This window comes from Nonomuraea sp. NPDC050153 (assembly GCF_044460125.1).
GTDB lineage: Bacteria > Actinomycetota > Actinomycetes > Streptosporangiales > Streptosporangiaceae > Nonomuraea.
Genome location: NZ_JBITJQ010000026.1, coordinates 85,346 through 109,833, shown reverse-complemented (window position 1 = coordinate 109,833; position 24,488 = coordinate 85,346). Strand labels below are relative to the sequence as shown.

The 24,488-nt window shown below is 69.6% G+C and carries 24 protein-coding genes; 16 read left to right on the top strand and 8 right to left on the bottom strand.

The features are described 5' to 3' along the window. Positions 1-31: 31 nt before the first annotated feature. A complete protein-coding gene (locus tag ACIBQ1_RS43215; RefSeq protein WP_397286481.1) occupies positions 32-946 on the bottom strand; it encodes an LLM class F420-dependent oxidoreductase in 915 nt (304 codons plus the stop codon). Between the two features lie 118 nt (positions 947-1,064). Between ACIBQ1_RS43215 and ACIBQ1_RS43210 the strand changes: the two genes are divergently transcribed. From ACIBQ1_RS43210 to ACIBQ1_RS43190, 5 genes are all read left to right on the top strand, one after another. Then, complete coding sequence (locus ACIBQ1_RS43210) at positions 1,065-2,075, top strand: hypothetical protein (RefSeq protein ID WP_397286479.1); 1,011 nt, start codon at positions 1,065-1,067, stop codon at positions 2,073-2,075. A gap of 51 nt (positions 2,076-2,126) precedes the next feature. Further along, positions 2,127-3,281, top strand: a complete 1,155-nt coding sequence (locus tag ACIBQ1_RS43205) for a sensor histidine kinase (RefSeq protein WP_397286477.1) — start codon at positions 2,127-2,129, stop codon at positions 3,279-3,281. Next, entirely contained in the window at positions 3,278-4,369 is a 1,092-nt protein-coding gene (locus ACIBQ1_RS43200) for a sensor histidine kinase (RefSeq protein ID WP_397286475.1), read from the top strand. The genes ACIBQ1_RS43205 and ACIBQ1_RS43200 overlap by 4 nt, the downstream gene beginning before the upstream one ends. After that, positions 4,366-4,965: a response regulator transcription factor gene (locus ACIBQ1_RS43195; RefSeq protein ID WP_397286473.1), complete on the top strand. Its 600-nt coding sequence runs from the start codon at positions 4,366-4,368 to the stop codon at positions 4,963-4,965. The genes ACIBQ1_RS43200 and ACIBQ1_RS43195 overlap by 4 nt, the downstream gene beginning before the upstream one ends. Positions 4,966-5,087: 122 nt before the next feature. Next, positions 5,088-5,666 (top strand): hypothetical protein, encoded by a 579-nt coding sequence (locus tag ACIBQ1_RS43190; protein WP_397286471.1) that lies wholly within the window; start codon positions 5,088-5,090, stop codon positions 5,664-5,666. A gap of 33 nt (positions 5,667-5,699) precedes the next feature. Here ACIBQ1_RS43190 and ACIBQ1_RS43185 read toward each other — a convergent pair whose 3' ends face one another. Then, complete coding sequence (locus ACIBQ1_RS43185) at positions 5,700-6,605, bottom strand: LLM class flavin-dependent oxidoreductase (RefSeq protein ID WP_397286469.1); 906 nt, start codon at positions 6,603-6,605, stop codon at positions 5,700-5,702. A 355-nt stretch (positions 6,606-6,960) separates the two neighbouring features. Between ACIBQ1_RS43185 and ACIBQ1_RS43180 the strand changes: the two genes are divergently transcribed. From ACIBQ1_RS43180 to ACIBQ1_RS43160, 5 genes are all read left to right on the top strand, one after another. Further along, positions 6,961-8,718 carry an ABC transporter substrate-binding protein gene (locus ACIBQ1_RS43180; protein ID WP_397286467.1) on the top strand — a complete coding sequence of 586 codons (1,758 nt, stop codon included), beginning with the start codon at positions 6,961-6,963 and terminating at the stop codon, positions 8,716-8,718. 63 nt (positions 8,719-8,781) lie between these two features. Further along, complete coding sequence (locus tag ACIBQ1_RS43175) at positions 8,782-9,777, top strand: ABC transporter permease (protein WP_397286464.1); 996 nt, start codon at positions 8,782-8,784, stop codon at positions 9,775-9,777. Continuing rightward, a complete protein-coding gene (locus ACIBQ1_RS43170; protein ID WP_397286462.1) occupies positions 9,774-10,658 on the top strand; it encodes an ABC transporter permease in 885 nt (294 codons plus the stop codon). The genes ACIBQ1_RS43175 and ACIBQ1_RS43170 overlap by 4 nt, the downstream gene beginning before the upstream one ends. After that, positions 10,655-11,596, top strand: a complete 942-nt coding sequence (locus tag ACIBQ1_RS43165) for an ABC transporter ATP-binding protein (protein WP_397286460.1) — start codon at positions 10,655-10,657, stop codon at positions 11,594-11,596. The genes ACIBQ1_RS43170 and ACIBQ1_RS43165 overlap by 4 nt, the downstream gene beginning before the upstream one ends. Continuing rightward, positions 11,596-12,471 (top strand): ABC transporter ATP-binding protein, encoded by an 876-nt coding sequence (locus ACIBQ1_RS43160; protein ID WP_397286458.1) that lies wholly within the window; start codon positions 11,596-11,598, stop codon positions 12,469-12,471. The genes ACIBQ1_RS43165 and ACIBQ1_RS43160 overlap by 1 nt, the downstream gene beginning before the upstream one ends. Positions 12,472-12,490: 19 nt before the next feature. Here the strand turns inward: ACIBQ1_RS43160 and ACIBQ1_RS43155 are convergent, their stop codons facing one another. From ACIBQ1_RS43155 to ACIBQ1_RS43145, 3 genes are all read right to left on the bottom strand, one after another. Further along, positions 12,491-13,171, bottom strand: coding sequence for a DUF6879 family protein (locus tag ACIBQ1_RS43155; RefSeq protein WP_397286457.1), 681 nt, complete (start codon positions 13,169-13,171; stop codon positions 12,491-12,493). A gap of 87 nt (positions 13,172-13,258) precedes the next feature. Then, entirely contained in the window at positions 13,259-13,825 is a 567-nt protein-coding gene (locus ACIBQ1_RS43150; RefSeq protein WP_397286455.1) for a DUF1707 domain-containing protein, read from the bottom strand. Beyond that, positions 13,826-14,557, bottom strand: coding sequence for a PadR family transcriptional regulator (locus tag ACIBQ1_RS43145; RefSeq protein ID WP_397286453.1), 732 nt, complete (start codon positions 14,555-14,557; stop codon positions 13,826-13,828). A 363-nt stretch (positions 14,558-14,920) separates the two neighbouring features. Between ACIBQ1_RS43145 and ACIBQ1_RS43140 the strand changes: the two genes are divergently transcribed. Then, positions 14,921-15,649 (top strand): metal-dependent hydrolase, encoded by a 729-nt coding sequence (locus ACIBQ1_RS43140; RefSeq protein WP_397286451.1) that lies wholly within the window; start codon positions 14,921-14,923, stop codon positions 15,647-15,649. Between the two features lie 147 nt (positions 15,650-15,796). Further along, positions 15,797-18,526: an aconitate hydratase AcnA gene (gene acnA, locus ACIBQ1_RS43135; RefSeq protein ID WP_397286449.1), complete on the top strand. Its 2,730-nt coding sequence runs from the start codon at positions 15,797-15,799 to the stop codon at positions 18,524-18,526. Positions 18,527-18,788: 262 nt separating this feature from the next. On the opposite strand, the gene ACIBQ1_RS43130 is transcribed toward acnA, so the two are convergent. The 3 genes from ACIBQ1_RS43130 to ACIBQ1_RS43120 form a co-directional block, all read right to left on the bottom strand. Beyond that, positions 18,789-19,553 (bottom strand): neutral zinc metallopeptidase, encoded by a 765-nt coding sequence (locus ACIBQ1_RS43130; RefSeq protein WP_397286447.1) that lies wholly within the window; start codon positions 19,551-19,553, stop codon positions 18,789-18,791. 82 nt (positions 19,554-19,635) lie between these two features. Then, on the bottom strand, positions 19,636-19,971 hold the full coding sequence (locus ACIBQ1_RS43125) for a type II toxin-antitoxin system PemK/MazF family toxin (RefSeq protein WP_397286445.1): 336 nt from the start codon (positions 19,969-19,971) through the stop codon (positions 19,636-19,638). After that, positions 19,952-20,182 carry a hypothetical protein gene (locus tag ACIBQ1_RS43120; protein WP_397286443.1) on the bottom strand — a complete coding sequence of 77 codons (231 nt, stop codon included), beginning with the start codon at positions 20,180-20,182 and terminating at the stop codon, positions 19,952-19,954. The genes ACIBQ1_RS43125 and ACIBQ1_RS43120 overlap by 20 nt, the downstream gene beginning before the upstream one ends. A 197-nt stretch (positions 20,183-20,379) precedes the next feature. On the opposite strand from ACIBQ1_RS43120, the gene ACIBQ1_RS43115 reads away from it, so the two are divergent. The 4 genes from ACIBQ1_RS43115 (at position 20,380) to ACIBQ1_RS43100 (ending at position 24,460) form a co-directional block, all read left to right on the top strand. After that, the gene (locus tag ACIBQ1_RS43115) at positions 20,380-21,114 is read left to right on the top strand and encodes a TSUP family transporter (RefSeq protein WP_397286442.1); all 735 of its coding nucleotides are present in this window, start codon (positions 20,380-20,382) and stop codon (positions 21,112-21,114) included. A gap of 153 nt (positions 21,115-21,267) precedes the next feature. Further along, the gene (locus ACIBQ1_RS43110; RefSeq protein WP_397286440.1) at positions 21,268-22,386 is read left to right on the top strand and encodes a sugar ABC transporter substrate-binding protein; all 1,119 of its coding nucleotides are present in this window, start codon (positions 21,268-21,270) and stop codon (positions 22,384-22,386) included. Between the two features lie 50 nt (positions 22,387-22,436). Beyond that, positions 22,437-23,201 (top strand): ATP-binding cassette domain-containing protein, encoded by a 765-nt coding sequence (locus ACIBQ1_RS43105; RefSeq protein ID WP_397286438.1) that lies wholly within the window; start codon positions 22,437-22,439, stop codon positions 23,199-23,201. Beyond that, positions 23,198-24,460 (top strand): sugar ABC transporter permease, encoded by a 1,263-nt coding sequence (locus ACIBQ1_RS43100; RefSeq protein WP_397286436.1) that lies wholly within the window; start codon positions 23,198-23,200, stop codon positions 24,458-24,460. Before ACIBQ1_RS43105 ends, ACIBQ1_RS43100 begins: the two co-directional genes overlap by 4 nt. Positions 24,461-24,488 lie beyond the last annotated feature (28 nt).

Genomic DNA, 24,488 nt, shown 5'->3' with positions numbered 1-24,488 from the left:
CGTACCGTCGCGAAGCGCCGCCAATGATTACTTATACGTGCGGGAGCACCTCGGCGGCGATCAGCTCCAGGTGTTCGAGATCGCTCAGGTCCATGATCTGGAGGTAGACCCGCTCGGCGCCCAGTTCGGCGAACTTGCCGATCTTCTCCACGATCTCGGCCGGGGTGCCGCACAGGCCGCCCACGGGCAGGGTGTCGGGGTTCTCGCCGATGGCGGCCACGCGCCGCTCGACCTCCGCCCGGTCCGCCCCCACGACCGTGGTCTGCGCCACCGAGTAGGTGAGGCTGCGGCCCGTGGTCTCGCAGGCCGCGCGCACCCGCGCGAACGCCTTCTCCGTGTCGTCCAGGGTGTGGAACGGGAGGTTGTACTCGTCGGCGTACGTGGCCGCCAGCCGCGGCGTGCGCTTGGCGCCGAACCCGCCGATGATGATCGGCGGCCTGGGCCGCTGAACCGGCTTGGGCAGCGCGGGCGAGTCGGCCACCCGGTAGTAGCTGCCCTCGAACGAGAAGCTCTTCTCGGCGGTCCACAGGCCCGTGAGAATCTCGAGCTGCTCCTCGAACCGCCCGAACCGCTCGTTCTGCGGCGGGAACGGGATGCCGTACGCCGCGTGCTCCGTGTCGAACCAGCCGGTGCCGAAGCCCAGCTCGACCCGGCCGCCGCTCATCTGGTCGACCTGCGCGATGCTGATCGCCAGCGGCCCGGGCAGCCGGAACGTGGCCGGCGTCACCAGCGTGCCCAGCCGGATCCGCGAGGTCTCCCTGGCCAGGCCGGCCAGCGTGATCCACGCGTCGGTCGAGCCGACGCCGGGGTCGCCGGGCCCGATGCGCATGTAGTGATCGGAACGGAAGAAAGCGTCGAAACCCAGCCGTTCGGCGGCCTGGGCGACGGTGAGCAGGTCGTCATATGTCGCGCCCTGCTGGGGCTCGGTGAAGATCCGCAGCTTCATGACGACATTATCCGCACAGAACGGACGCGTGCCGGAAAAGGCCCGCACAGCGGCTGACACGCTTGCTACCGTTCGTTTCAGCGCCGGTACGTAGCCGAATGACCACGTGGGGTGGCCTATGCCGCGGCACAAGAGGGAGCCGGGCACGCTTCCGCGCCCGCTCGCGATCCTCGGGGCCCTCGTGCTCACCGGCGCCACCGGAGCGATCATGCGCCTGCTGCCCGCGGGCGCCACGCTCGCGCCGAAGCCACCGGTGGCGGGGCACACCCCTGCCGCCTCGCCACCGGCGGTGGTGGAGCCGCAGGCGGCGTTCGTGGAGTTCGTCGACACCGCTCGCGAGCCCGAGTTCGACCTGCCCAAGGAGTCCAAGCGCACCGGAGTGCGCCGGTACGCGCTCGGCCACCTCGTCGCGGGCGACGACGGCTGCGCGCCCAAATGGAACGGTCCTTCCGCCGCCGACCCGCTCGATCCCGGCAAGAACCCCGTGGCCAACCGGATCGGCCGCCTCAGGGCGCTGGGCGGCGACGCCGCGCCGGTGTTCGGCGGACCGGAGGGGGAGGAGCTGGCCGACACCTGCACCAGGCCGGGCGGGCTCGCGGCCGCCTACCGCAGGGTGGTCGGCGCGTTCGACGCCGACGCCATCGACTTCGAGGTCAGCGACAGCAAGGACGAGGCCGCCGTGCTGCGCCGGGCGCGCGCCATCTACGCCATGCAGCGCGAGCGGCGGCTCCGGGTCAGCTTCACGCTGCCGCTGAAGTCGAACGGGCTGGGCTCCGGCGACGTGGAGATGCTGCGGGCCACCCGCCGGGAGGGCGCCGAGATCGGCACCGTCAACCTGCTGGCCGAGATCGAGCCGCGCGACGCCCCGGACGGCCGCCTGCGCCGGGTGGCGGAGGCCGTGCTGGTGGCCAGGGACCAGATCGCGCGGGCCCAGGGCCTGGCCGACCCCGACGAGGCGTGGCCGCGCATCGCGCTCACCCCGGTGCTGGCGGGCGAGGGCGACCTGAACGAGGTCGACGCCCGGACGCTGGCCGCCTACGCCGCCCGCCACGGCCTGGCGTGGCTGTCGCTGCGCGGAGTCGCCCCGAAGCCGGACGTGTCGCGAATTCTTTGGCAGACCTCTCCCTGACTATAGGATTTTCGCGACCGGCGAGGTTTCCAGGGGCAGGGGGAGGGCGTGATGGCGGCGCGTCCGGAGACGGCGCGGAAGATCCTGCTCTACTGGATGGACGCCGCGGTCATGCTCATGGGCGTCATGTTCGTCGTGTTCGCCGTCCTGTACGTGCGGGGCGGCCGGATCTCCCCGCTCAACGCCGCGGTCGTCCTCGTCTGCCTGCTGGGGTGCTTCAGCCTTTTCCCCTCCCTGCTCAGGGACGCCTACGACACCAGGCCGCGGCCCACGCCGAAGCTGGTGGCCACGGGGCTGCTGGCGGCGGTCGCGGTGCTGCTGGTGCCGCGCCAGCCGCTGGAGGGCGTGGCCACCTGGCTGGAGATCGGCGTCCTGTGGCTGTCGATGGCCGCCCTGTACCTCCCGCTGCCCGCGACCCTCTGCCTCGGCGTGGCCGTGGTCGGCCTGGCCAGCGGCTATTTCATGGCCGTGACCGGAGAGCCCTGGTTCGAGGTGCTCGTGCCCGAGACGCTCAGCGCCGTCGCGCTGACGGCGGCCATGCTGCTCTGGCGCTGGATCTGGTGGACGATCAGGGACGCCCATGACGGCAAGGAGGCCAAGGCCCGGCTGGCGGTGTCGGAGGAGCGGCTGCGCTTCGCCCGCGACCTGCACGACCTGCTCGGGCACAGCCTGTCGGTGATCACTCTGAAGAGCGAGCTGGCCGCCAAGCTGGCGACCAAGGACACCGGGCGCGCCGCCTCCGAGATGGCCCAGGTGCACCGGCTCGCCGGCGAGTCGCTGGCCGAGGTGCAGCAGGCGGTGCACGGCTACCAGACGCTCGACCTCGACGACGAGCTGGCCGGCGCGCGCGTGGCGTTGGAGGCGGCCGGCGCGCGCTGCCTGATCGACGCCAGGGCCGACGGGCTGTCGCCGGCCGCCAGGACGCTGCTGGCGTGGGCGGTCCGCGAGGGCACCACCAACGTGCTCAAGCACAGCGCGGCCACCCGCTGCGCGATCACGATCGACGGCGGCGTGCTCGAGATGCTCAACGACGGCGTGGACGGACGCCCTTCCGCCCCCGGCGGCGACGGCGTGGAGGGGCGTTCCTCCGCCCCCGGCAGCGGCCTGCGCGGCCTGTCGGAGCGGCTGGCCACGGCGGGTGGCTCCTTCTCCGCCCAGCCGACCCCGACAGGCGAGTTCCTGCTGCGAGCGGCGGTGCCCGCGTGAGACGCCGTGCGACGAAGCTGGACAAGATCCGCTGGGTGATCGTCTACTCGACCGACCTGGTCAATCTGTTCTCCCTAATCGGCTACTACGACCTCTACCTCCGCTGGGAGCTCGGACTGCCGTGGCCGGTGGTCCTCATCGGCGCCGCCCTGCTGCTGGTCTTCAACGTGCTGTCGACCCGGCCGCACCGGGTGGCCATGCGGGGCGGCCGGCGGCCCACCGCGATCCTGGCGGTGACCGGCGTGATCATCGTGATCATGTTCGCCGCCACGTTCATGTGGGCCATCGCGGCGTGGCTGGGCATGCTGGGGCCCTTCGTCCGCAGGCGCACCATCGTGATCCTGTCGGTCCTGTCGATCGTGCTCTTCAACCTCTACGTGGCGCTGCTGGGCGCGCCCATCTGGGCCACACTCCTGGTGCAGTCGGTGTTCACCGCCGTGGGCGTGGGCGGCGTGCTGACGAACCTGTGGCTGTGGCGGGTGGCCAAGGAGGCGTACGAAGGGCAGGAGGCGCAGGCCAGGCTGGCGGTCTCGGAGGAGCGGCTGCGCTTCGCCCGCGACCTGAACTCCCTGCTCGGGCAGAGCCTCACCGACATCGCCGCCCGCGCCGAGGGCGCGTCGCGCACGCTGCCCGCCGACCCGGCCGCGGCGGCCGAGGAGATGTTCGCGGTGCGCGACCTGGCCAGGCGGTCGCTGCGCGAGGTGCGCTCCGCCGTGCAGAACTACCGGACCGTCGACCTGGACGAGATGCTCGCCAGCGTACGGGCCGTGCTGGAGGCGGCGGACGTACGATGCACCGTGCGCGCCGAGACGGGCTCGCTGTCGCCGGAGACCCGCACGCTGCTGGCCACGGTGGTGCGCGAGGGCGCCACCAACGTGCTCAAGCACAGCACGGCCGAACGCTGCACGATCACGATCGAGGATGGGGTGCTGGAGATGTCCAACGACGGGGTGAGCGGGCCGGCGGGGGAGCACGCGCCGAACGGCCTGGCGGGGCTGGCCCAGCGCGTACGCGCGGCCGGCGGCACCCTGGAGGCCGCGCCGACGCACGAGGGCCGCTACCTGCTGCGGGCGGCGGTGCCGGCATGACGACCCGGGTGTTACTGGCCGACGACGAGCACCTGATCCGCGGCGCCATCGCGGCCCTGCTGGACCTCGAGGAGGGCATCGAGGTCGTCGCCCAGGTGGGCAGGGGCGACGAGGTCGTGGCCGCCGTGGCCGAGCACCGGCCCGACGTGGCCGTGCTCGACATCGAGATGCCCGGCATGGACGGCCTCAGCGCGGCCGAGCGGATCAGTTCCCAATGCAAGATCGTCATCCTGACGAGCCTGGGCCGCCCCGGCTACCTGCGCAGGGCCATGGCGGCAGGGGTGAGCGGCTTTCTCGGCAAGGACGCCTCGGCGGAGGAGCTGGCCATGGCGATCCGGAAGGTCCAGGCGGGCGGCCGCTACCTCGACGCCGAGCTGGCCGCCGCCGCGATGGCCGCCGGCGACAGCCCGCTGACCGAGCGCGAGCGCGACGCGCTGCGGCTGGCCGGCGACGGGGCCACGATCTCGCGGATCGCGGCCGAGCTGCACCTGACCGAGGGCACCGTGCGCAACTACCTGTCGAGCGCGATGACCAAGCTCAACGCCCAGAACCGGCTGGAGGCCATCCGCACGGCCCAGCGCATGGGGTGGCTCTGAGCACCGCGTAATAAGGCACACAACGCCTGTGGGCTCGGGCACTGAGCCACCCCCGGCGTTCGCGCTGTACTCGTCCTCGGCCCCTCCGACCGGCGGAGCGGCCGACTCCGAAGGGGGATTCGATGAGTACACGGGGGAACGACCGGCGCGCCAGGGCCACCGTTCTGCGCAGGCACGGCGTGCGCGCCCTGACGGCGGGGGCCGCTCTGGCGGCCGCGATGATCGCCGTCGCCGGGCCCGCGCACGCCGCCACCGGCGTGAGCGTCACCGGCTCCGCGCTGGAGATCACGGGGGATCGCGTGTCCGACGGCATCGTCGTGTTCGTCGACGCCGACGGCTCGCTGCGGGTCAGGAACACGGGCGACACGGTCGTCCCGGGCGCGTCCTGCGTGGCCGTGACCGCCAACGAGGTCGACTGCGCCTCCGCGGGCGTCATCGCCGTCGTGGCCGGCACCGGCGCCGGGAACGACTCGTTCAGGAACCGGACGTCGCTGCCGAGCAAGGTGGCCCTGGGGCTCGGGGCCGACAGCTTCATCGGCGGGCTCGGCCGGGACTCCGCCTCCGGCGACGAGGGCGACGACAAGCTCGGCGGGCTCGCCGGGAACGACGTCCTCGTGGGGGGCGCGGGCGTGGACACGACGGACGGCGGCGACGGCACCGACAGGTGCGACGCCGAGACCGAGTTCTTCTGCGAGAGCTGACGGTCGCGCCCTCTCGGCCGGCCGTCGAGGACGTCACCGCAGCAGGGCGCGTACCTCCGCCAGCAGGTCCACCTGGGCGCGCCAGTCGCCGCCGGCCACGCCGACGACCGCGTGGCCGGCCCCGGCGTCGCGGTAGGCGGCCAGCCGCTCGGCGGCCTGCTCGGGCGGGCCGGTGAGCGGGATCGGCAGGACCTCCTCCAGGGGGCGGCCGTAGGCGGCGGCGATCCCCGACGCGGTCTCCTCCCGCGACGGGACGCCGTCGCCGGTCCCCAGGGCCGCCGTGCCGCCGATCGCGACGACCGGCGCGGGACGTCCCCGGCCCGCGGCCAGCTCCGCGAGCCGGGACCGGCCTTCGGCCACCTCCTGCGGCGAGATCAGGGACGGGAACCACCCGTCGCCGAGCAGCGCCGCCCGCCGGATCGCCGCGTCGGACGCGTTGCCGACCCACACCGGCGGCATCGTGGCGGCGGGTGCCAGCCGCACGGGCGGCTCGCCGGGTTCGTCCCGCAGTCGCGTCTCCTCGCCCGCCAGCAGCCGGGGCAGCAGTTCGAGGGCCGTGTCGGTACGCCGGCCGCGCGAGCGGTAGGGCACTCCGGCGGCGGCCCACTGCTCGGGCCCGCCACCCGAGCCCACACCCAGGACCAGGCGGTCGCGGGTGACGTGCTGCAGGGTCGCGATCTGCTTGGCGGCCCACGCGAGGGGCCGGATGGCGGGGACGAACACGCTCATGCCGACCTTGATCCTCCGGGTGCCCGCCGCCGCGGCGGCCAGGGCGACGGGCCCGTCCAGCGTCGGCCCGCCGATGGCCAGGTGGTCGCCGTGCCACACCCCGTCCAGCCCGGCGTCCTCGGCGTGCCGCGCGGCGGCCGGCAGGTCGATGCCGTCGCGTCGCTGCACGGCGATCCCCGGCAGGACGACCCCGATCGTGAAGCTCTCCATGCGCTCCACCATGCAACCTCAAGTGCGATCGAGGTCAACTTCGGAGGTGTTCTCAGGCTTCGGGTTGAACCGGTTAGTTGAACATCCGCGGCCCGTGAGAGCGTTTGCGGGGCACGTCTCGAAAACGTCACGGCTATTGACGGCGCGGACATCGTGAACTTACGTTCGCGGTACTTATCCGGTTCAGCAGGTCCCGTGGCCTGTGACTACTCCAAAGTGATCGCTCACCGGTCTCCAGGGCGGGAGCGCGTTCCGCGTCCTTCCTGGGAGCGCTCCCAGAGAGCAAGCCGGCCCATCGGGGGTCGATGGAAGACGTGCGAACCTTCGCGCCCCGCGCGGAGGAAGGAGAGAAGCGATGCGAAACCGGGCTCGGATCATGATTCCGCTCGTGGCGGCGGGCCTGCTCGCCGCGGCCTGCACCGGCGGCGGAGCCACGCCGGCCCCACAGGCCTCCCAGTCGCAGAGCCAGGGCGCGGTGGCCGACGCCAATCCCGACTCGCTGCCGCGCAACGAGACGCTCTACACGACCGGCACCCAGTGGGGGCCGCCCGCCAACTTCAACCCCATCAGGGAATGGGACCACGCCACGGGCACCAAGGGCCTGGTGTACGAGACGCTGTTCCACTACGACGCGACCGCCGGCAAGCTGACCCCCTGGCTGGCCGAGAGCGGCTCGTGGGCCGACGACAAGACGTACCAGGTCAAGCTCCGCCAGGGCGTCAAGTGGTCGGACGGGCAGCCTCTGACGGCCAAGGACGTGGTGTTCTCCTTCGAGCTCGGCAAGATGGAGACGATCCCGTACCACAACCTGTGGACCTGGCTGAAGAGCGTCGAGGCCGTCGACGACCAGACGGTGAAGTTCAGCTTCTCCACGGCCAACTACCAGCAGTGGGACTTCAACCTGTTCAACCGGTCGATCGTCCCCGAGCACATCTGGAAGGGCCGCTCGGAGAAGGAGGTGCTCGACGGGGTCAACGAGAACCCGGTGGGCACGGGCGCGTACAAGTTCACGGCCAAGGACCAGGACCGCGTGGTCCTGCAGCGGCGCGACGACTGGTGGGGCAAGAGCGCGCTGAACATGGAGCCCAAGCCGCGCTACATCGTCGACATCGCCACCCCGAGCAACGAGGTCGCGATGGGCCTGCTGCTGCAGAAGGGCATGGACCTGAGCAACAACTTCCTGCCCGGCGTGGCCAACCTCGTGAAGGGCAACTTCGGCCTGACGACCTTCTACAGCGAGCCGCCGTACATGCTGTCGGCCAACACCGCGTGGCTGGTGCCCAACACCGCCAAGAAGCCGATGGACGACCCCGCCTTCCGCAAGGCGCTCGCCTCCTCGGTCGACGTCAAGAAGATCGTCGAAGGCGTGTACGGCAACCTCGTCAAGGCCGCCAGCCCGACCGGCCTGCTGCCGCAGTGGGAGCAGTACGTCGACCAGAACGTGGTGGCCAAGTCCGGGTTCTCCTTCGACGCGGCCAAGGCGAAGAAGATGCTGGCCGACGCCGGCTACAAGGACACCGACGGCGACGGTTACGTCGAGAACAAGGACGGCTCCAAGATCAGCCTGAGCATCATCGTTCCGTCCGGCTGGACGGACTGGATGGAGTCGGCCAGGTCCATCGCCGCCAGCGCCAAGACCGCCGGGATCCAGATCACCCCGGACTTCCCCGACTTCAACGCCCTGGTGGAGAAGCGCGCCAAGGGCGACTTCGACCTGCTGATCAACAACGAGCGGCAGCTGTCGAACTCGCCGTACACCTACTACGAGTACCTCTTCCAGCTCCCGATCCAGAAGCAGCAGAACACCGTCAACTTCGCCCGCTACGAGAACAAGCGGGCCTGGGACCTGACCAAGCAGCTCGACCAGGTCAAGACCGACGACATCGAGGGCATGAAGAAGATCACCTCCCAGCTCCAGCAGATCCACCTGGACGACCTGCCGGTGATCCCGCTCTGGTACAACGGCCTCTGGGCGCAGTCGAGCAACCAGGTCTGGAAGAACTGGCCGGCCGCGGCGGGCAGCACGCCCAAGACCCCGGCCGTGATGTGGCACAACTGGCTCGAACTGGGTGGTTTCGAGACCCTCACGCAGCTCCAGCCCTCCGGCTCCTGACCCATCGTCCCCCGCTCCCGTGGGAGCGGGGGACTTTCACGGCTCTAACGGAGAAAGCATCACGTGCGTCGATATTTCGGCAGAAAACTGCTCATATACGGGCTGACCTTCTTCGTCGCTGTCACCGTCAACTGGATGATCCCGCGTTTCATGCCCGGCGACCCGGTGGCGAGCATGGTGGCCAGGGCCAACGTCACCCAGCCGGCCGCCGCCGAGGCGATGCGGGCCTACTACAGCAACCTCTTCGGCTTCGACCAGCCGCTGGTCACGCAGTACCTCAACTTCTGGGCCGCGCTGTTCAAGGGCGACTTCGGGATCAGCATCTGGCTGTTCCCGACCCCGGTCAGCTCCGTGATCACGGCCGCGGTGCCGTACACGCTGGGGCTGATCATCCCGTCGGTGCTGCTGAGCTGGGTGGTGGGCAACCGGTTCGGCGCGTACGCGGCCCGGCGCAAGCTGCTCGACAACACCGTGCTCCCGGTCGGGTACGTCCTGACCGCGATGCCGTACATGTGGCTGGCCGTGCTCCTGGCCTGGGCGCTCGGCGTGATCGCGGGCCTGTTCCCGGTGGCCGGCGGCTACAGCTTCTCGATGCGGCCCAACTGGTCGTGGGCGTTCCTGCTCGACCTGCTGCACCACTGGACGCTGCCGTTCCTGTCGCTGTTCCTGGTGGCGCTGGGCGGCTGGGCCATCGGCATGCGCAACATGATCATCTATGAGCTGGAGTCCGACTACTCCAACTACCTGGCCGCGCTCGGCGCGCCGGCCAGGCTCATCCGCAGGTACGCCTTCCGCAACGCCGTCCTGCCCCAGATCACCGGCCTGGCCCTGCAGCTCGGCGTGATCGTGGCCGGAGCCCTGGTCACCGAGATCGTCTTCGCCTACCCGGGCCTGGGCAGCCTGATACTCAACGCCATCAAGAACAAGGACTTCTTCCTGCTCCAGGGCACGTTCCTGTTCATCGTGCTCGGCGTGCTGATCGCCAACTTCATCATCGACATCGTCTACGTCGTGGTCGATCCGCGTACCAGGGCGGGAATGGCGGGTGCGCAGGCATGACGGCACTCCAGGAAGTCGCCCCGCGCGAGCGGGCCGGGGTCCGGCGCGAGGCGCTCTACTTCGCGGTGCGCAACGGCAAGCTGATGTTCGGCTTCGGCCTCGTGCTGGTGCTGCTCCTGCTCGGCCTGATCGGGCCGGTGCTGACCGGCGGCACGCCCAACGAGTACGGCCCCCAGCCCATGAGCCCGCCCTCGGCGCGGCACTGGTTCGGCACCACCACCTTCGGCCAGGACATCTTCCTCCAGTTCGTGCACGGCCTGCGCAGCACCTTCGCCGTGGGCGTGGTCGGCGGCGGCATCGCGGCGGCCATCGGCATGCTCGTCGGCTTCGTGGCCGGCTACCGCGGCGGCATCGTCGACGAAGTGCTCAACATGCTGACCAACGTCATCCTCGTGATCCCGACCCTGGCCGTCCTGCTGATCGTCAACGCCTATCTGGGGATCAGGAGCGTGGCCGTGCAGGGCCTGTTCATCGGCCTGACGCAGTGGCCGTGGGCGGCGCGGGCGATCAGGGCGCAGACGTTCTCGCTGCGTACGCGCGAGTTCGTGGACCTGGCCAGGATGAGCGGCTCGGGCACCTGGAAGATCATCACCAGGGAGATCGCGCCGAACATGAGCTCCTACCTGTTCATGACGTTCATCCTGCTGTTCGGCGGCTCGATCCTCATCGCCTCCTCGCTCGACTTCATCGGCCTCGGCCCGACCGAGGGCGTCTCGCTCGGCCTGATGCTGCAGAACGCCAACCAGTGGAGCGCGCTCCAGCTCGGCATGTGGTGGTGGTTCGTGCCGCCGGGCGCGGCCATCACCGCCATCGTGGGCGCCCTGTACGTGGCCAACGTCGGCCTCGACGAGGTCTTCAACCCGAAACTGAGGGAGACATGAGCCTGCAGGTCAGCGAGCTGAGGGTGTACTACCGCACGCTGAGGGGCGAGGTCCGCGCCCTCGACGGCATGTCGTTCGAGCTGTCGGACGGCGAGATCCTCGGCCTGGTCGGCGAGTCCGGCTGCGGCAAGAGCACGCTCGGCAAGAGCCTCATCCGCATGGACGGCCGCATGCGCCACGTCGGCGGCCGGGTCGTGCTCGACGGCCGGGAGTTGCCCATCGCCGACGACCGCGGGATGAACGACTTCCGTTTCAAGGAGGTCTCCCTCATCCCGCAGTACGCCATGAGCGCGCTCAACCCCACCCGCAAGATCCGCAGGATGGTCGGCGAGCTGCTCAGGTCCAGGGGCGCGCAGCTGGACGCCGCCGAGCTGGAACGCCGCATGGACCAGGTGGGCCTGCCCCGCGAGGTGCTCGACCGCTACCCGATCGAGCTGTCCGGCGGCATGAAGCAGCGCATGGTGATGGTCATCTCCACGCTGCTCGACCCGTCCCTGCTGATCGCCGACGAGGTCACCTCCGCGCTCGACGTCTCCACCCAGAAGGCCGTGGCCCGCGCCCTGCTCGGCTTCCGCGCGAGCGGCTACGTCAAGAGCATGATCTTCGTCACCCACGACATCGCGCTCACCCACCACATCGCCGACACGATCATGGTCATGTACGCGGGCCGGCTCGCCGAGAAGGCGCCCGCCGACGTGATCGTCAAGGCGCCCCGCCACCCGTACACGAAGCTGCTGCTCGACTCCCTGCCCGAGGTCGGCGTCCGCTACGCCGACCGCAGGCTGGAGGGCATCGCCGGCAGCCCCCCGTCGCTGCTGGACCCGCCCGCCGGCTGCCGCTTCCGCGACCGCTGCCCGATCGCGGGAGACGAGTGCGCCGAGGACCCGCCCGTGGTCGAGCTCGCCGCCGACCACCACGTCGCCTGCTGGAAGGCCTGATGCTGAAACTCGACGACGTCACCAAGGAATTCCGGATCGGCGCGTTCGGCGGCAAGAGCGTCGCGGCCGTCAGGAACGTGAGCTTCGAGGTCGTGCCCGGCGAGGTCGTCTCCCTGATCGGGGAGAGCGGCAGCGGCAAGAGCACGATCGGCCGCATGATCCTGGGCCTGAACCCGGTCACCAGCGGCACGATCACCTTCGACGGGCGGCCCGCCCGGGGCGGCAAGGAGTACTACCGCCACATCCAGGGCATCTTCCAGGACCCGTTCAGCTCGTTCAACCCGGTGTTCAAGGCCGACCGGGTGTTCGAGCTGGTCAAGGAGGCGTACCACCCCTCCGTGCCGGCGGCCGAGTGGGCCGGACGGGTCGCGGCGTGCCTGCGTGACGTGCGGCTCAACCCCGACCAGGTGCTCGGCAAGTACCCGCACCAGCTCAGCGGCGGCCAGCTCCAGCGCCTGCTCATCGCCCGCGCGCTGCTGCTGGACATCAAGCTGCTGGTGGCGGACGAGATCACCAGCATGCTGGACGCCTCCACCCGCATCGACGTGCTCAACCTGCTGGCCGAGCTGAAGACCAGGGGGCTCGGCGTGCTCTACATCACGCACGACCTGTCCCTCGGCAACTACCTCGCCGAGCGGACGGTGGTGCTGCGCCAGGGGAGCGTGGTCGAGATGGGCCTGACGGACAAGGTCTTCGGCGATCCGCTGCACCCGTACACGCGCGAGCTGCTGTCGGCCGTGCCGCGCCTGCACCAGGCCTGGGACGACGCCACGCCCGTGGAGAGCTGCCTCTACCACGAGCGCGGGGGCATGGGAACGCTGCTGGAGGCCGAGCCCGGACATCTCGTGGCGTGCGCCCGCCTCGCGACCTGCTGAGGAGACCTGAAGACGGCGGTCAGACCCTGAACTCCTCGGTACGGTGCGCGTAGGCGGGCAGCGCGGCCCGCATCTCGTCGGTGACCAGCGGCGGCGGCAGCGGCACGATCTCCCGCTCGTGGAAGTCGAGCACGTCCTCCCCCTCGGCGAACAGCTCCCGCACCGTCCGCAGGCACGGCTCCACGACCGCGGGATCGGTGATCCGCCGGCCGCCCCTGCCCCCGCCGTACCGGTCGTACAGCACTTCGTACATCAGGGACGGAGAGAAGATCACCAGCTCCGGCATCGGGTCGAGGTGCGCCGTCCGCTCGCCCCGCACCACCCGGCACGGGGAGCCGGCCCTGGCGCGCAGCGCCAGCACGTGCAGCTCCCACTGCAGGTACGCGGTGATCGGGAACTCGACGACCCGCACCCGCCGGACCGGGACGCGATGGCGGAAGTAGTCGGCCACGGTCGACGTCATGGGCTCTGTCAGGGCCAGGGAGCGCTCCCAGTCGCCGTCCATCATGGCCCGCCAGCTCGCCACGTCGGGCTCGTAGAAGCTCTGGGCCCGTTCGAGCTTCCACATCGGCTCGGGGCAGATCGCATGGTCACGGTCGAAACCGGCCTGGTACTCCGGCGCGTCCAGGACGAGAGCGTCGGCTCGGGCGACGGCGGCGAACGGGTTCGTGCGGCGGGCCGGAGCGCCCTGCTGGGTCATGCGACGTCCCTTCGACTCTGAAGATCCGCCCCGATCATCAAATGAGCCCTTGACAGGGTCAAGGCCCAAAACGATCTGGGCGGATCGTCAGCGCCGGTGGTGGAAGCGCCGGTGGATCAGGCCGAACAGCATGGCCCCCAGCCACACCACCAAGAGCACCTTGAAGATCCCGAACCCACCGAAGATCAGCCCCAGCACCATGAACACGAACAGCACGCCCAGGAACGGGTGCGGCCCCCGGTGGTGGTGCCGCCACGGGTGGTTGCCGCGCTGCTCGCGCCACTGCCGGCGCATCTCGCGGTGCGCCTGGTGCATGGAGTGGCGCATGTCCCGCTGGGCCTGGTGCATCGACTGCACCTGGTGCCGGTGCGCGGCCATCGCGTCCTTCCAGTCGCCCATGCCGTACTGGGGGAGGGGGTCGCGGTAGCCGGGCGCCTGCTGGTGCGCCCCCGGCAGGTCGGCCGTCACCTTGGCCAGGTCACGGGCCGTCTTCGAGGCCAGTGTCTGGTCGAGGCGCTCGTCGAGCTCCTCGTGGGTCAGGCGGCCCTGCGCGAAGTGCTCGCGCAGGACGGCCATGGTCTGCTCACGCTCGGCGTCGCCGATGCGAAGGTCGTGCGAGTCCATCCCCAGGTCCTCCAGGAATCCGCCGCTCACTCACTCCTCGCCCGGTTCGTCGTCCGCCAGGATCTGGTAGAGCTTGCGCCGGGTCTCTATAAGAGTCTTACGCGCTTCGCGGATTTGTGCGTCGTTCCCGGTCTGCAAAACCTGCATCATGGCGAAGGCCGACTGCCGGGCGATGTGCCAGAGATCGGCGGTGTTGTCGTCGATGTCGGGGCGCATCTCGTCCCACGGGGCACGGACCTCGTCCGCGTGCGACTCGATGTAGTTGCGCCCTTCCTCGGTGAGGCGGAAGGTCTTGCGGCCCTCGCTCTCCTCCGAGACGACCAGGCCCTCGTCGGTGAGCTGCTGCAGCGCCGGGTAGACGGCGCCCGGGCTGGGCTTCCAGCCGCCCTCGCTGCGCTCGGCGATCTCCTGGATGATCTGGTAGCCGTTGCGCGGCTCCTCCTGGAGCAGGGCCAGGATCGCGGCGCGCACGTCGCCCCGCTTGGCCTTGCGGCCCCGGCCGCCCCAGCCCCTGGGGCCGCCCCACGGCCCGCCGGGGCCGCCCCACGGGCCGCGCCCCCAGTCGAACGGGAACGGTCCGGGACCGCCACGCCCTCTGCCGCGCTGGCGGTGCTCGTGATGGTGGCGGTGGCCGCCCATCTCGTCGAAGGCCTCGGAAACGGCCCTGAACGCCTCGCGTGCCGCCTGCTTGGCCTCACGCGCGGCCTGCCTGTACTCGTGCGCGCCGGGCCAGTGCCCGCCTGCTGCTTGTGCGGAAGTCATTTTTCCCCCTATATCGTGATCTATTCTCGATGCGTCAACGATATATCGATAGTATGTCGTTCGCAAGCCCGGGGTGAGAGTGAGCCAGATCACGAAAAAGTTGCGGAATCCGGGAACAGGATTGAGGAAGGGCTCGTTATCTAGAGCAGACGAGGTCGTTCCGCGTCGGCAGGGCTGGGGGGTGCTGTCGCCGCGGAGACGGCCTCGTCTGCGTTTTCCCGGAGGGTCGAAGCGCCGGAAGGTGCGGGGCCGGTCCCATGTTTTCGCCAAGTCATGCGTCGCGGATCGGGCTCAGGCCATCGGGGAGGCCCCGCCAGGCGGGTCCCGGCGCGTAAAGCGCTTCTTTGCCGTACAGTCCGGATCATGATGGGGCACACGCACGCGATGACCGGGGCCATCGCCTGGCTGGGGCTGGCGCCGCCCCTCGCCGCACTGCCGTTGCTGACCGAGTCGTCCCGGTTCGTCGAGACCGGAATCATGGCCACCGCGCTCAGCCCGGCGGAGCTGATCGCCGGCGCCATCGTCTGCGCGGGCGCCGCGATGCTGCCCGACCTCGACCATCCGAGCGCGACGATCGCGCAGACGTTCGGGCCGGTCACGTGGGCGATCAGCAAGGCCGTGTCCTGGGCCAGCGGTGGCCACCGCGGGGCGACCCACTCGCTGGTGTTCGCGGTGGCGCTCGGGGTCGGGGCCCACTGGCTGGCCAACACCTATCCCATCGGGCGCGACATCATGGTCGTGCTGCTCATCGGCCTGGCCCTGCGGGCGGTCGGCGTCGGGATCCCCGGTAACAAGATGGGCTCCGCGATGATCAACATCGGGCTGACCGCCGGGCTGTACGCCGTCTTCCTCTCGCTCGGCGTGGGATACGCCTGGCTGGGGCTCGCGGTGGGGATCGGGTGCCTCATCCATGTCGTCGGCGACTGCATGACCGAGCGGGGGTGTCCGGTGCTGTGGCCGCTGGGGGCCAAGTTCGTGCTGCCGTGGAAGATCGGCATCAAGACCGGCCAGAAATTCGAGCAGAAGATCCTCGCGCCGATCCTGTCGGTGGCCATCGTGGGGCTGCTGTTCTGGCGGTTGGCACCCGGTTAACTTGATGTCGAGATATCCTAGGAGATATCTTGACGTCGAGACATCCGCCGCCGGGCTCGCTGGTTAGGGTCACCTAACGTGCTGGTCGTGCGAAGAGTGCGGCAGGATTTGGTCTGAGCAAATGTCTGATGGAGGAGGCGAATCACCGTGTCCGCGAACAGCTTCGGCAGCCGTGACACGCTACGCGTCGGCGACGCGTCATACGAGATTTTCCGGCTGGATGCTGTCGAGGGCGCCGCACGCCTCCCGTACAGCCTGAAGATCCTGCTGGAAAACCTCCTCCGCACCGAGGACGGCGCGAACATCACCGCCGACCACATCCGGGCGCTGGGTGGCTGGGACCCGAAGGCGGCGCCGAGCGTGGAGATCCAGTTCACGCCCGCGCGCGTCATCATGCAGGACTTCACCGGCGTCCCCTGCGTGGTCGACCTGGCCACCATGCGCGAGGCCGTGCGTGACCTCGGCGGCGACCCCGCCCGCATCAACCCGCTCGCGCCGGCCGAGATGGTCATCGACCACTCGGTCATCGTCGACTACTTCGGTCACCCCGACGCCTTCCAGCGCAACGTCGAGCGCGAGTACGAGCGCAACCGCGAGCGCTACCAGTTCCTGCGCTGGGGCCAGACGGCCTTCGACGAGTTCAAGGTCGTCCCGCCCGGCACCGGCATCGTCCACCAGGTCAACATCGAGCACCTGGCGCGCGTGGTGATGATCCGCGACGGGAAGGCGTACCCCGACACCTGCGTCGGCACCGACTCCCACACCACCATGGAGAACGGCATCGGCGTCCTCGGCTGGGGCGTCGGCGGCATCGAGGCCGAGGCCGCGATGCTCGGCCAGCCGATCTCCATGCTCATCCCGCGCGTGGTCGGCTTCAAGCTCAACGGCAAGCTGCCCGCCGGGGCCACCGCCACCGACCTGGTGCTCACGATCACCGAGATCCTGCGCAAGCACGGCGTCGTCGGCAAGTTCGTGGAGTTCTACGGTGAGGGCGTCTCGTCCGTGCCGCTGGCCGACCGGGCCACGATCGGCAACATGAGCCCCGAGTTCGGCTCCACCTGCGCGATCTTCCCGATCGACGGCCAGACCGTCGACTACCTGCGCCTGACCGGCCGCTCCGAGGAGCAGATCGCGCTCGTCGAGGCGTACGCCAAGACCCAGGGCCTCTGGCTCGACCCGTCCGCGCCCGAGCCCGTCTTCTCCGAGTACATCGAGCTCGACCTGGCCACCGTCGTCCCGTCGATCGCCGGCCCCAAGCGCCCGCAGGACCGCATCGCGCTGTCGGCCGCCAAGGCCACCTGGCGCCACGACGTCCAGAACTACGTGAGCGACGACGTCGACGAGGAGGGCGAGGAGAGCTTCCCGGCCTCCGACGCGCCCGCCTCCAACGCCACCGCCAACGGCGGCCGGCCGCACAAGCCGGTCCCCGTCACGCTGGCCGACGGCACGTCGTTCGAGATCGACCACGGCATCGTCTCGATCGCCGCGATCACCTCGTGCACCAACACCTCCAACCCGTACGTCATGCTCGGCGCGGCGCTGCTGGCCCGCAACGCCGTGGAGAAGGGCCTGACCCGCAAGCCGTGGGTCAAGACCTCGCTGGCCCCCGGCTCGCAGGTCGTCACCGGCTACTTCGAGCGCTCGGGGCTCCAGCCGTACCTCGACAAGATCGGCTTCAACCTCGTCGGCTACGGTTGCACCACCTGCATCGGCAACTCGGGCCCGCTGCCCCCGGAGATCTCCGAGGCGGTGCAGGCCAACGACCTCGCGGTCACGGCCGTGCTGTCGGGCAACCGCAACTTCGAGGGCCGCATCAACCCCGACGTCAAGATGAACTACCTGGCCTCGCCGCCGCTCGTGGTGGCCTACGCGCTGGCCGGGACCATGGACGTCGACCTCGACACCGAGCCGCTGGGCCTCGGCGCCGACGGGAAGCCGGTCTACCTGAGGGACATCTGGCCGTCGCCGGAGGAGATCTCCGCGGTGGTCAACTCCTCGATCGGCCGTGACATGTTCGAGCGCGACTACGCCGACGTGTTCAAGGGCGACGACCACTGGCGCTCGCTGCCGATCCCGACCGGCGACACGTTCGAGTGGGACCCGTCCTCGACGTATGTGCGCAAGGCCCCTTACTTCGACGGCATGCCGTCCAAGCCGGAGCCCGTCACCGACATCGCCGGCGCCCGCGTGCTGGTCAAGGTCGGCGACTCGGTCACCACCGACCACATCTCGCCGGCCGGCTCCATCAAGACCGGCACCCCGGCCGCGCAGTACCTGCAGGCCAACGGCGTCGAGGTGAAGGACTTCAACTCCTACGGCTCGCGGCGCGGCAACCACGAGGTGATGATCCGGGGCACGTTCGCCAACATCCGCCTGCGCAACCAGATCGCGCCGGGCACCGAGGGCGGCTACACCCGCGACTTCACCCAGCCCGACGGGCCGGTGTCGTTCATCTACGACGCCTCGGTCAACTACGCGGCGGCCGAGACGCCGCTGGTGGTGCTGGCGGGCAAGGAGTACGGCTCCGGCTCCTCGCGCGACTGGGCGGCCAAGGGCACGGCGCTGCTGGGCGTGCGCGCGGTCATCGCCGAGTCGTACGAGCGCATCCACCGCTCCAACCTGATCGGCATGGGCGTGCTCCCGCTGCAGTTCCCGGAGGGCGCCACGGCGGAGTCGCTCGGGCTGACCGGCGAGGAGACCTTCGACATCACCGGTGTCGAGGAGCTCAACTCCGGTGGCATCCCGAGCACGGTGCACGTCAAGGCCAGCGATGTGGAGTTCGACGCGGTGGTGCGCATCGACACGCCGGGCGAGGCCGACTACTACCGGCACGGCGGCATCATGCAGTACGTTCTTCGCTCGTTGCTCGCGAAGTGACTTCCCGGGCTCCCACGCGGTCATGAGCCGCGTGGTGGCCGGGAACCCTTGGCCGCTCGTCGAAGCCGGGGGTGGGGTGCGATCCTCACGCGCCCGTATCGGGGGAACCACCCGACACAGAGAAGAGCCGCCCGGCGGGACAACCCCCGCCGGGCGGCTCTTCGTCATCGGGACATCGTCCGGTAGCGGTGGACGGCCGGCGCCTGTCGTTCGAGGGCGGGCTGCAGCTGATCCTCGACGGCATGGAGCTCCGCCTGAAGACTCAGGCCACCTTGGCGGCGGGCGCGGACCAGGTGTCGCAGGCGGAGGGGGAGACCGCGCGGTAGCCGCGCAGCAGCCAGTAGACGCGGGTGGCGCCCTTGCCGTGGCTGCGGTAGCCGTCCTCGTCGCCACTGGCCCGGGTGGCGTCGAGCAGCGCCGCCCAGTCGTCCCCGCTGCGCCGCAGCGAGCCCCACACGCTGCCGAGGAACACTCCCGACAGGCAGTCGGCCTGCAGCTCGAAGCGCCGCTTCAGCTCGCCCTGGCGGTCGGTCCGGATCTTCGCCTTGTACGACCGCCAGACGCCGAGCAGGCTCTGCAGGTGGTGCCCGTACTCGTGGGCGGCCACCTTGAACGGGTACAGATCGGTCCTGTCCTCGATCCACCGGCCGGTGAGCGGGAACACCAGAGTGCCGCGCTCGGTGCAGTAGAAGGCGGCCGCCTGTTCGGGCCACGCCACCCCGCACACGGTGCTCGCGGGCTCCTCGTAGTACCGCACGACGGGCTTGCTGAACGCCCATCCGGCCCGCCCGAAGTACGCGCCCCACGACTTATCCAGACATTTCATGACAGCGTCAAGGTACTGCCGCGCCCGCGGGATCCCCCCGTACGTGATCGCCGTCTCGGGACAGGCGGTGGCGCGCAACTTCCCGGCCTTCTTGGAGAACGGGCTGGTGACAGGGGCGGCGTGGGCGATCTGAGCGGGCACGCAGGCGGTCGCGAGGATCGCGACGAGGGCGATGACGCGCTTGAGGGGGAGGGACTGCACAGGGGGCAGCCTAACGATCAGCGGCGATGTGGCACGATGGAGGCGCCACCCGGCGAACCACAATTTCGCCGGGCGGCGAACTTCACAGCATCCGGTCGAGCGCGGTGATCGCTGCCGCGACGACGTCGTCGGACACGTTGCCGATGAAGAAGTCGAGCCTGTCGGGCGAGATCGCGCGCACCTGCTCGATCATCGCCCAGCTGGTCCTGGTCAGCCCGGTGCCCTTCCAGTCGATGCGGATATGCGAGGGATATCCACGCTCGCGGCTGGTCAGCGGCACCGCGAAGACGAGCCCCAGCCTCGATCGGTTGAACCGGTCGCTGCTGAGGATCATGGCTGGGCGGTCAAAGCCTTGCTCGCGGCCGACCGGATGGTGGTCGAATTGCGTGAACCAGATCTCACCTTGGGTTAGTTTCATTCTTCTCCTCGGGGAATGTGATCAGTCCCTCCCATTCGGGCGCGACCCGGCGGGAGGATGGCCGTGGCCCCAACCAGGCCTCGCGCTCGGCGAGGTAGTCACCCCAGCCCTCGGGGTCTTCGTGCTGAGTCCGCTCGATCTGCTCGTCGAGCGTTTTCCAGAACAGCTTCTGTTCGTAGTCGGCGATGGCGTCGTTCAGCACCTCGGTCATGGCTCGGCCCTCCTTGCGGGCGATTGCGGCTAGTCGATCTCGGGTCTTGAAGCTGACGCGTATCGATGTCCCAGCAGCTTTAGGTTTCATAGCCATGCTCCAGACACTACGTCGGCGTCGTGAGAGGGACGCTACACCTGCTTGGTCACCCTCGCAGCCGGAATGGCAACAGAGAGTAAAGATGATTGACTCACACCATGACTGATGTGGCATTGGTGCTGATTGTTGGTGGTCTGGCGGTCTTTGTCGGGGCGATTGTCCAAGGTGGTGTGGGTTTCGGGCTCGGGCTGGTCGCCGCCCCCGTGCTCACCATGCTCGACCCCGACCTCATGCCGGGCGCCATCCAGGTCGTCAACGTGACGCTCCCGCTGTTCACGCTGGCCGCCGAATGGCGCACGGTGGACTGGCGCGGGCTCGGGTTCGCGGTGCTGGGGAGGCTGCCCGGAAGCGTCATCGGCGCAGTCATCGTCGTCTACGTTTCCGCATACATCCGAGGCGTCCTCGTCGCCGTCATGGTGCTCGTCGCGGTGGCCCTGACGGCCAGGGCGCTGAGCGTGCCGCGCAACGGGCTGACCGTCGCCTCCGCCGGGTTCGTCTCCGGGATCACCGGGACGGCGACCGGCATCGGCGGGCCGCCCATGGGGCTGGTGTACCAGCACGCCAAGGGGCCGCAGATCAGGGCGACGCTGGCGATGTTCTTCTTCCTGAGCGCCGCCCAGTCGCTGGTCATCCTCGCGGTGGTGGACGAACTCCCGGCCGGGGCGCTGACGACGGGGGCGCTGCTGATCGTGCCGATGGTGCTCGGGTTCCTGGTGTCGGGGCCGCTGCGGCGGTATCTGGACGGCGGCAAGGTGCGGGTGGCCGTGCTCGTGGTCGCCGCCGGGTCCGCCGTGGCGCTGCTCGTGCAGAACGTGATCGCACAGCTCGCCTGAGGCCGGCGAGCGAAAGATTGAGCTGACGTTTCTGGATTGTTACCCGAAACAACAAACTCCCGACCGACAGGGTCTTCCAAAGCAGGCCATCCCGGAATACGTTGCCGCAAACAACATTCATCCGGGCCCCTCCGGAAGAAAGGACCCTGCACCATGCGCAAGGGGATCCTCAGCCTGACCGCCGCGGCAGCCACGCTCGCCCTCGGTCTCACCGCCTGCGGGGGCAACAGCGGTCAGACCAACGCGTCGACCTCGTCGGCCTCAGCCTCAGCCCCGGCGGCGAAGGCCGGGAAGGTCGGCGTCATCCTGCCGGACAGCAAGTCCTCGGCCCGGTGGGAGACGGCGGACCGCAAGTACCTCGAAGAGGCGTTCAAGGCCGCCGGTGTCGAGTACGACATCCAGAACGCCCAGAACGACAAGACGGCGTTCCAGACCATCGCCGACCAGATGATCACCAACGGCGCCACCGTCCTGATGATCGTGAACCTGGACAGCGGCAGCGGCAAGGCGGTCATCGACAAGGCCAAGTCCCAGGGCGTGGCCACGATCGACTACGACCGCCTGACGCTCGGCGGCGGCGCGGCCTACTACGTCAGCTTCGACAACACCAAGGTCGGCACGCTGCAGGGCGAGGGCCTGAGCAAGTGCCTGGCCGACAAGAAGGCCGGCAAGCCGATCGTGGCCTACCTGAACGGGTCGCCGACCGACAACAACGCCACCCTGTTCAAGCAGGGGTACGACGGCGTGCTCAAGCCCAAGTTCGACTCCGGCGAGTACGTCAAGGGCCCCGACCAGGCCGTGCCCGACTGGGACAACACCCAGGCCGGCACGATCTTCGAGCAGATGCTCACCCAGCAGCCGAAGATCGCGGGCGTGCTGGCCGCCAACGACGGCCTCGGCAACGCCGCCATCACCGTGCTGAAGAAGCAGAACCTCAACGGCAAGGTGCCGGTCACCGGCCAGGACGCCACCGTCCAGGGCCTGCAGAACATCCTCTCCGGCGACCAGTGCATGACCGTCTACAAGGCCGTCAAGAAGGAGGCCGACGCCGGGGCCAAGCTCGCGGTGGCGCTGGCCAAGGGCGAGAAGCCCACGGCGAGCGGCAGCGTCAAGGACCCCGAGAGCGGTCAGGACGTCCCCTCCGAGCTCCTTGAGCCGCAGGCCATCTACCTCGACAACGTCAAGGACGTGGTGGCCGACGGTTACGTGACCAAGGAGGAACTGTGCACGGGTGACTTCGCCAAGAAGTGCACCGAGGCAGGCATTCAATAAGAACCAAAGGGGGCGCGGCCCGACCGGTCGTGCCCCCCTTAGGGAGCCCCATGACCCCCCTCCTTGAAGTGCGCGGGATCGACAAGAGCTTCGGGCCGGTGAAGGTCCTGCACGACGTCGAGTTCGCGGCGTACGCCGGCGAGGTGACGGCCCTGGTCGGAGACAACGGCGCGGGCAAGTCGACGCTGGTCAAGTGCATCGGCGGCATCTACCCCATCGACGCCGGCGAGATCCTGTTCGACGGCCGGCAGGTGCACGTCCACAGCCCGCGCGACGCGGGCGAGCTCGGGATCGAGATCGTGTACCAGGACCTGGCCCTGTGTGACAACCTCGACATCGTCCAGAACATGTTCCTCGGCAGGGAGCGCAAGACCGGGCTCCTGCTCGACGAGGACAGCATGGAGGAGCTGGCCGAGAAGACCCTCAGCAGCCTGTCCGTGCGCACGGTGAAGTCCATCAGGCAGCAGGTCTCCAGCCTGTCCGGCGGGCAGCGGCAGACCGTGGCCATCGCCAAGGCCGTGCTGTGGAACAGCAGGGTCGTCATCCTCGACGAGCCGACCGCGGCGCTGGGCGTGGCCCAGACCGCGCAGGTCTTGGAGCTGGTGCGCAGGCTGGCCGACACCGGCCTGGCCGTGGTGCTCATCTCGCACAACATGAACGACGTCTTCGCCGTCTCCGACCGGATCGCGGCGCTCTACCTCGGCAGGATGGCCGCCCAGGTCAAGACCGCCGACTTGACGCACGCCCAGGTCGTCGAACTGATCACCTCAGGCCGCAGCGGGGAACTCGGCCTCAAGAACGGGGTCACCCCATGAGCAAGGTCAAGGAACTCCCCGGCGAGGCCATCGCCACGGCGACGCAGTCGCCGTCGATCGGCAACAGCTTCCTCGCCTACGTCGAGCGGGTACGCGGCGGCGACATGGGCGCGCTGCCCGCGGTGCTGGGGCTGATCGTGCTCTGCACGGTCTTCGCCGTCGCGCGCCCCGCCTTCGTCACCTCGATCAACTTCGCCAACCTGTTCACCCAGGGCGCCGCGATCACGCTGATCGCGATGGGCCTGGTGTTCGTGCTGCTCCTCGGCGAGATCGACCTGTCCGCCGGCTTCGCCAGCGGCGTGTGCGCGGCGGTGCTCGCCGTCACGCTGACCAGCCTGGGCCTGCCCTGGTACGTGTGCGCGCTGGCCGCCGTCGTCACCGGCGTGATCATCGGCACGGTGCTCGGCACGCTCGTCGCCAAGGTCGGGATCCCGTCGTTCGTGGTCACGCTGGCCGCGTTCCTCGCCTTCCAGGGCCTGGTCCTGGTGCTGGTGCAGGAGGGCACGAACATCTCCATCAGGGACAGCGTGATCGTCGCCATCGCCAACAAGAACCTGCCGCCCGGGCTGGGCTGGGCGCTCTACGCGGTCTGCGTGGCGGTCTTCGCCGCCGTGCAGCTCCTGCGGGCCAGGAAGCGCACCAAGCGCGGGCTGGTGGCCGACCCGATGTCGCTGATCGCCGCCCGCGTGGGCGCGCTGGCGGTGCTGGCCGGGCTCGCGGTCTACGTGCTCAACCTGGAGCGCAGCCGCAACCCGGCGCTGGTCTCGCTGACCGGCGTGCCGATCGTGGTGCCGATCATCCTGGTGCTGCTGGTCGCGTGGACGCTGGTGCTGCGCCGTACCGCGTTCGGACGCCACATCTACGCGGTCGGCGGCAACACCGAGGCCGCCCGCCGGGCCGGCATCCCGGTCGACCGGATCAGGATCAGCGCGTTCGTGATCTGCTCCTCGATGGCCGCGATCGGCGGGATCGTGGCCGCGTCCAGGGCCAGCTCGGTCGACCCGAACACGGGTGGCAGCTCCGTCCTGCTGTACGCGGTCGGCGCGGCGGTCATCGGCGGCACGAGCCTGTTCGGCGGCAAGGGCAGGGTGCTGGACGCCGTGCTCGGCGGCGCCGTGGTGGCCGTCATCGAGAACGGCATGGGTCTGATGGGGTATGGGGCCAGTGTGAAGTACCTGGTCACGGGGTCCGTCCTGCTGCTCGCCGCGGGCGTCGACGCCCTGGCGCGCAAACGGGCGTCGGCCGCTGGTCTAAGGTGATCAGCGACTCTCAGCCCCCGAAGGAATC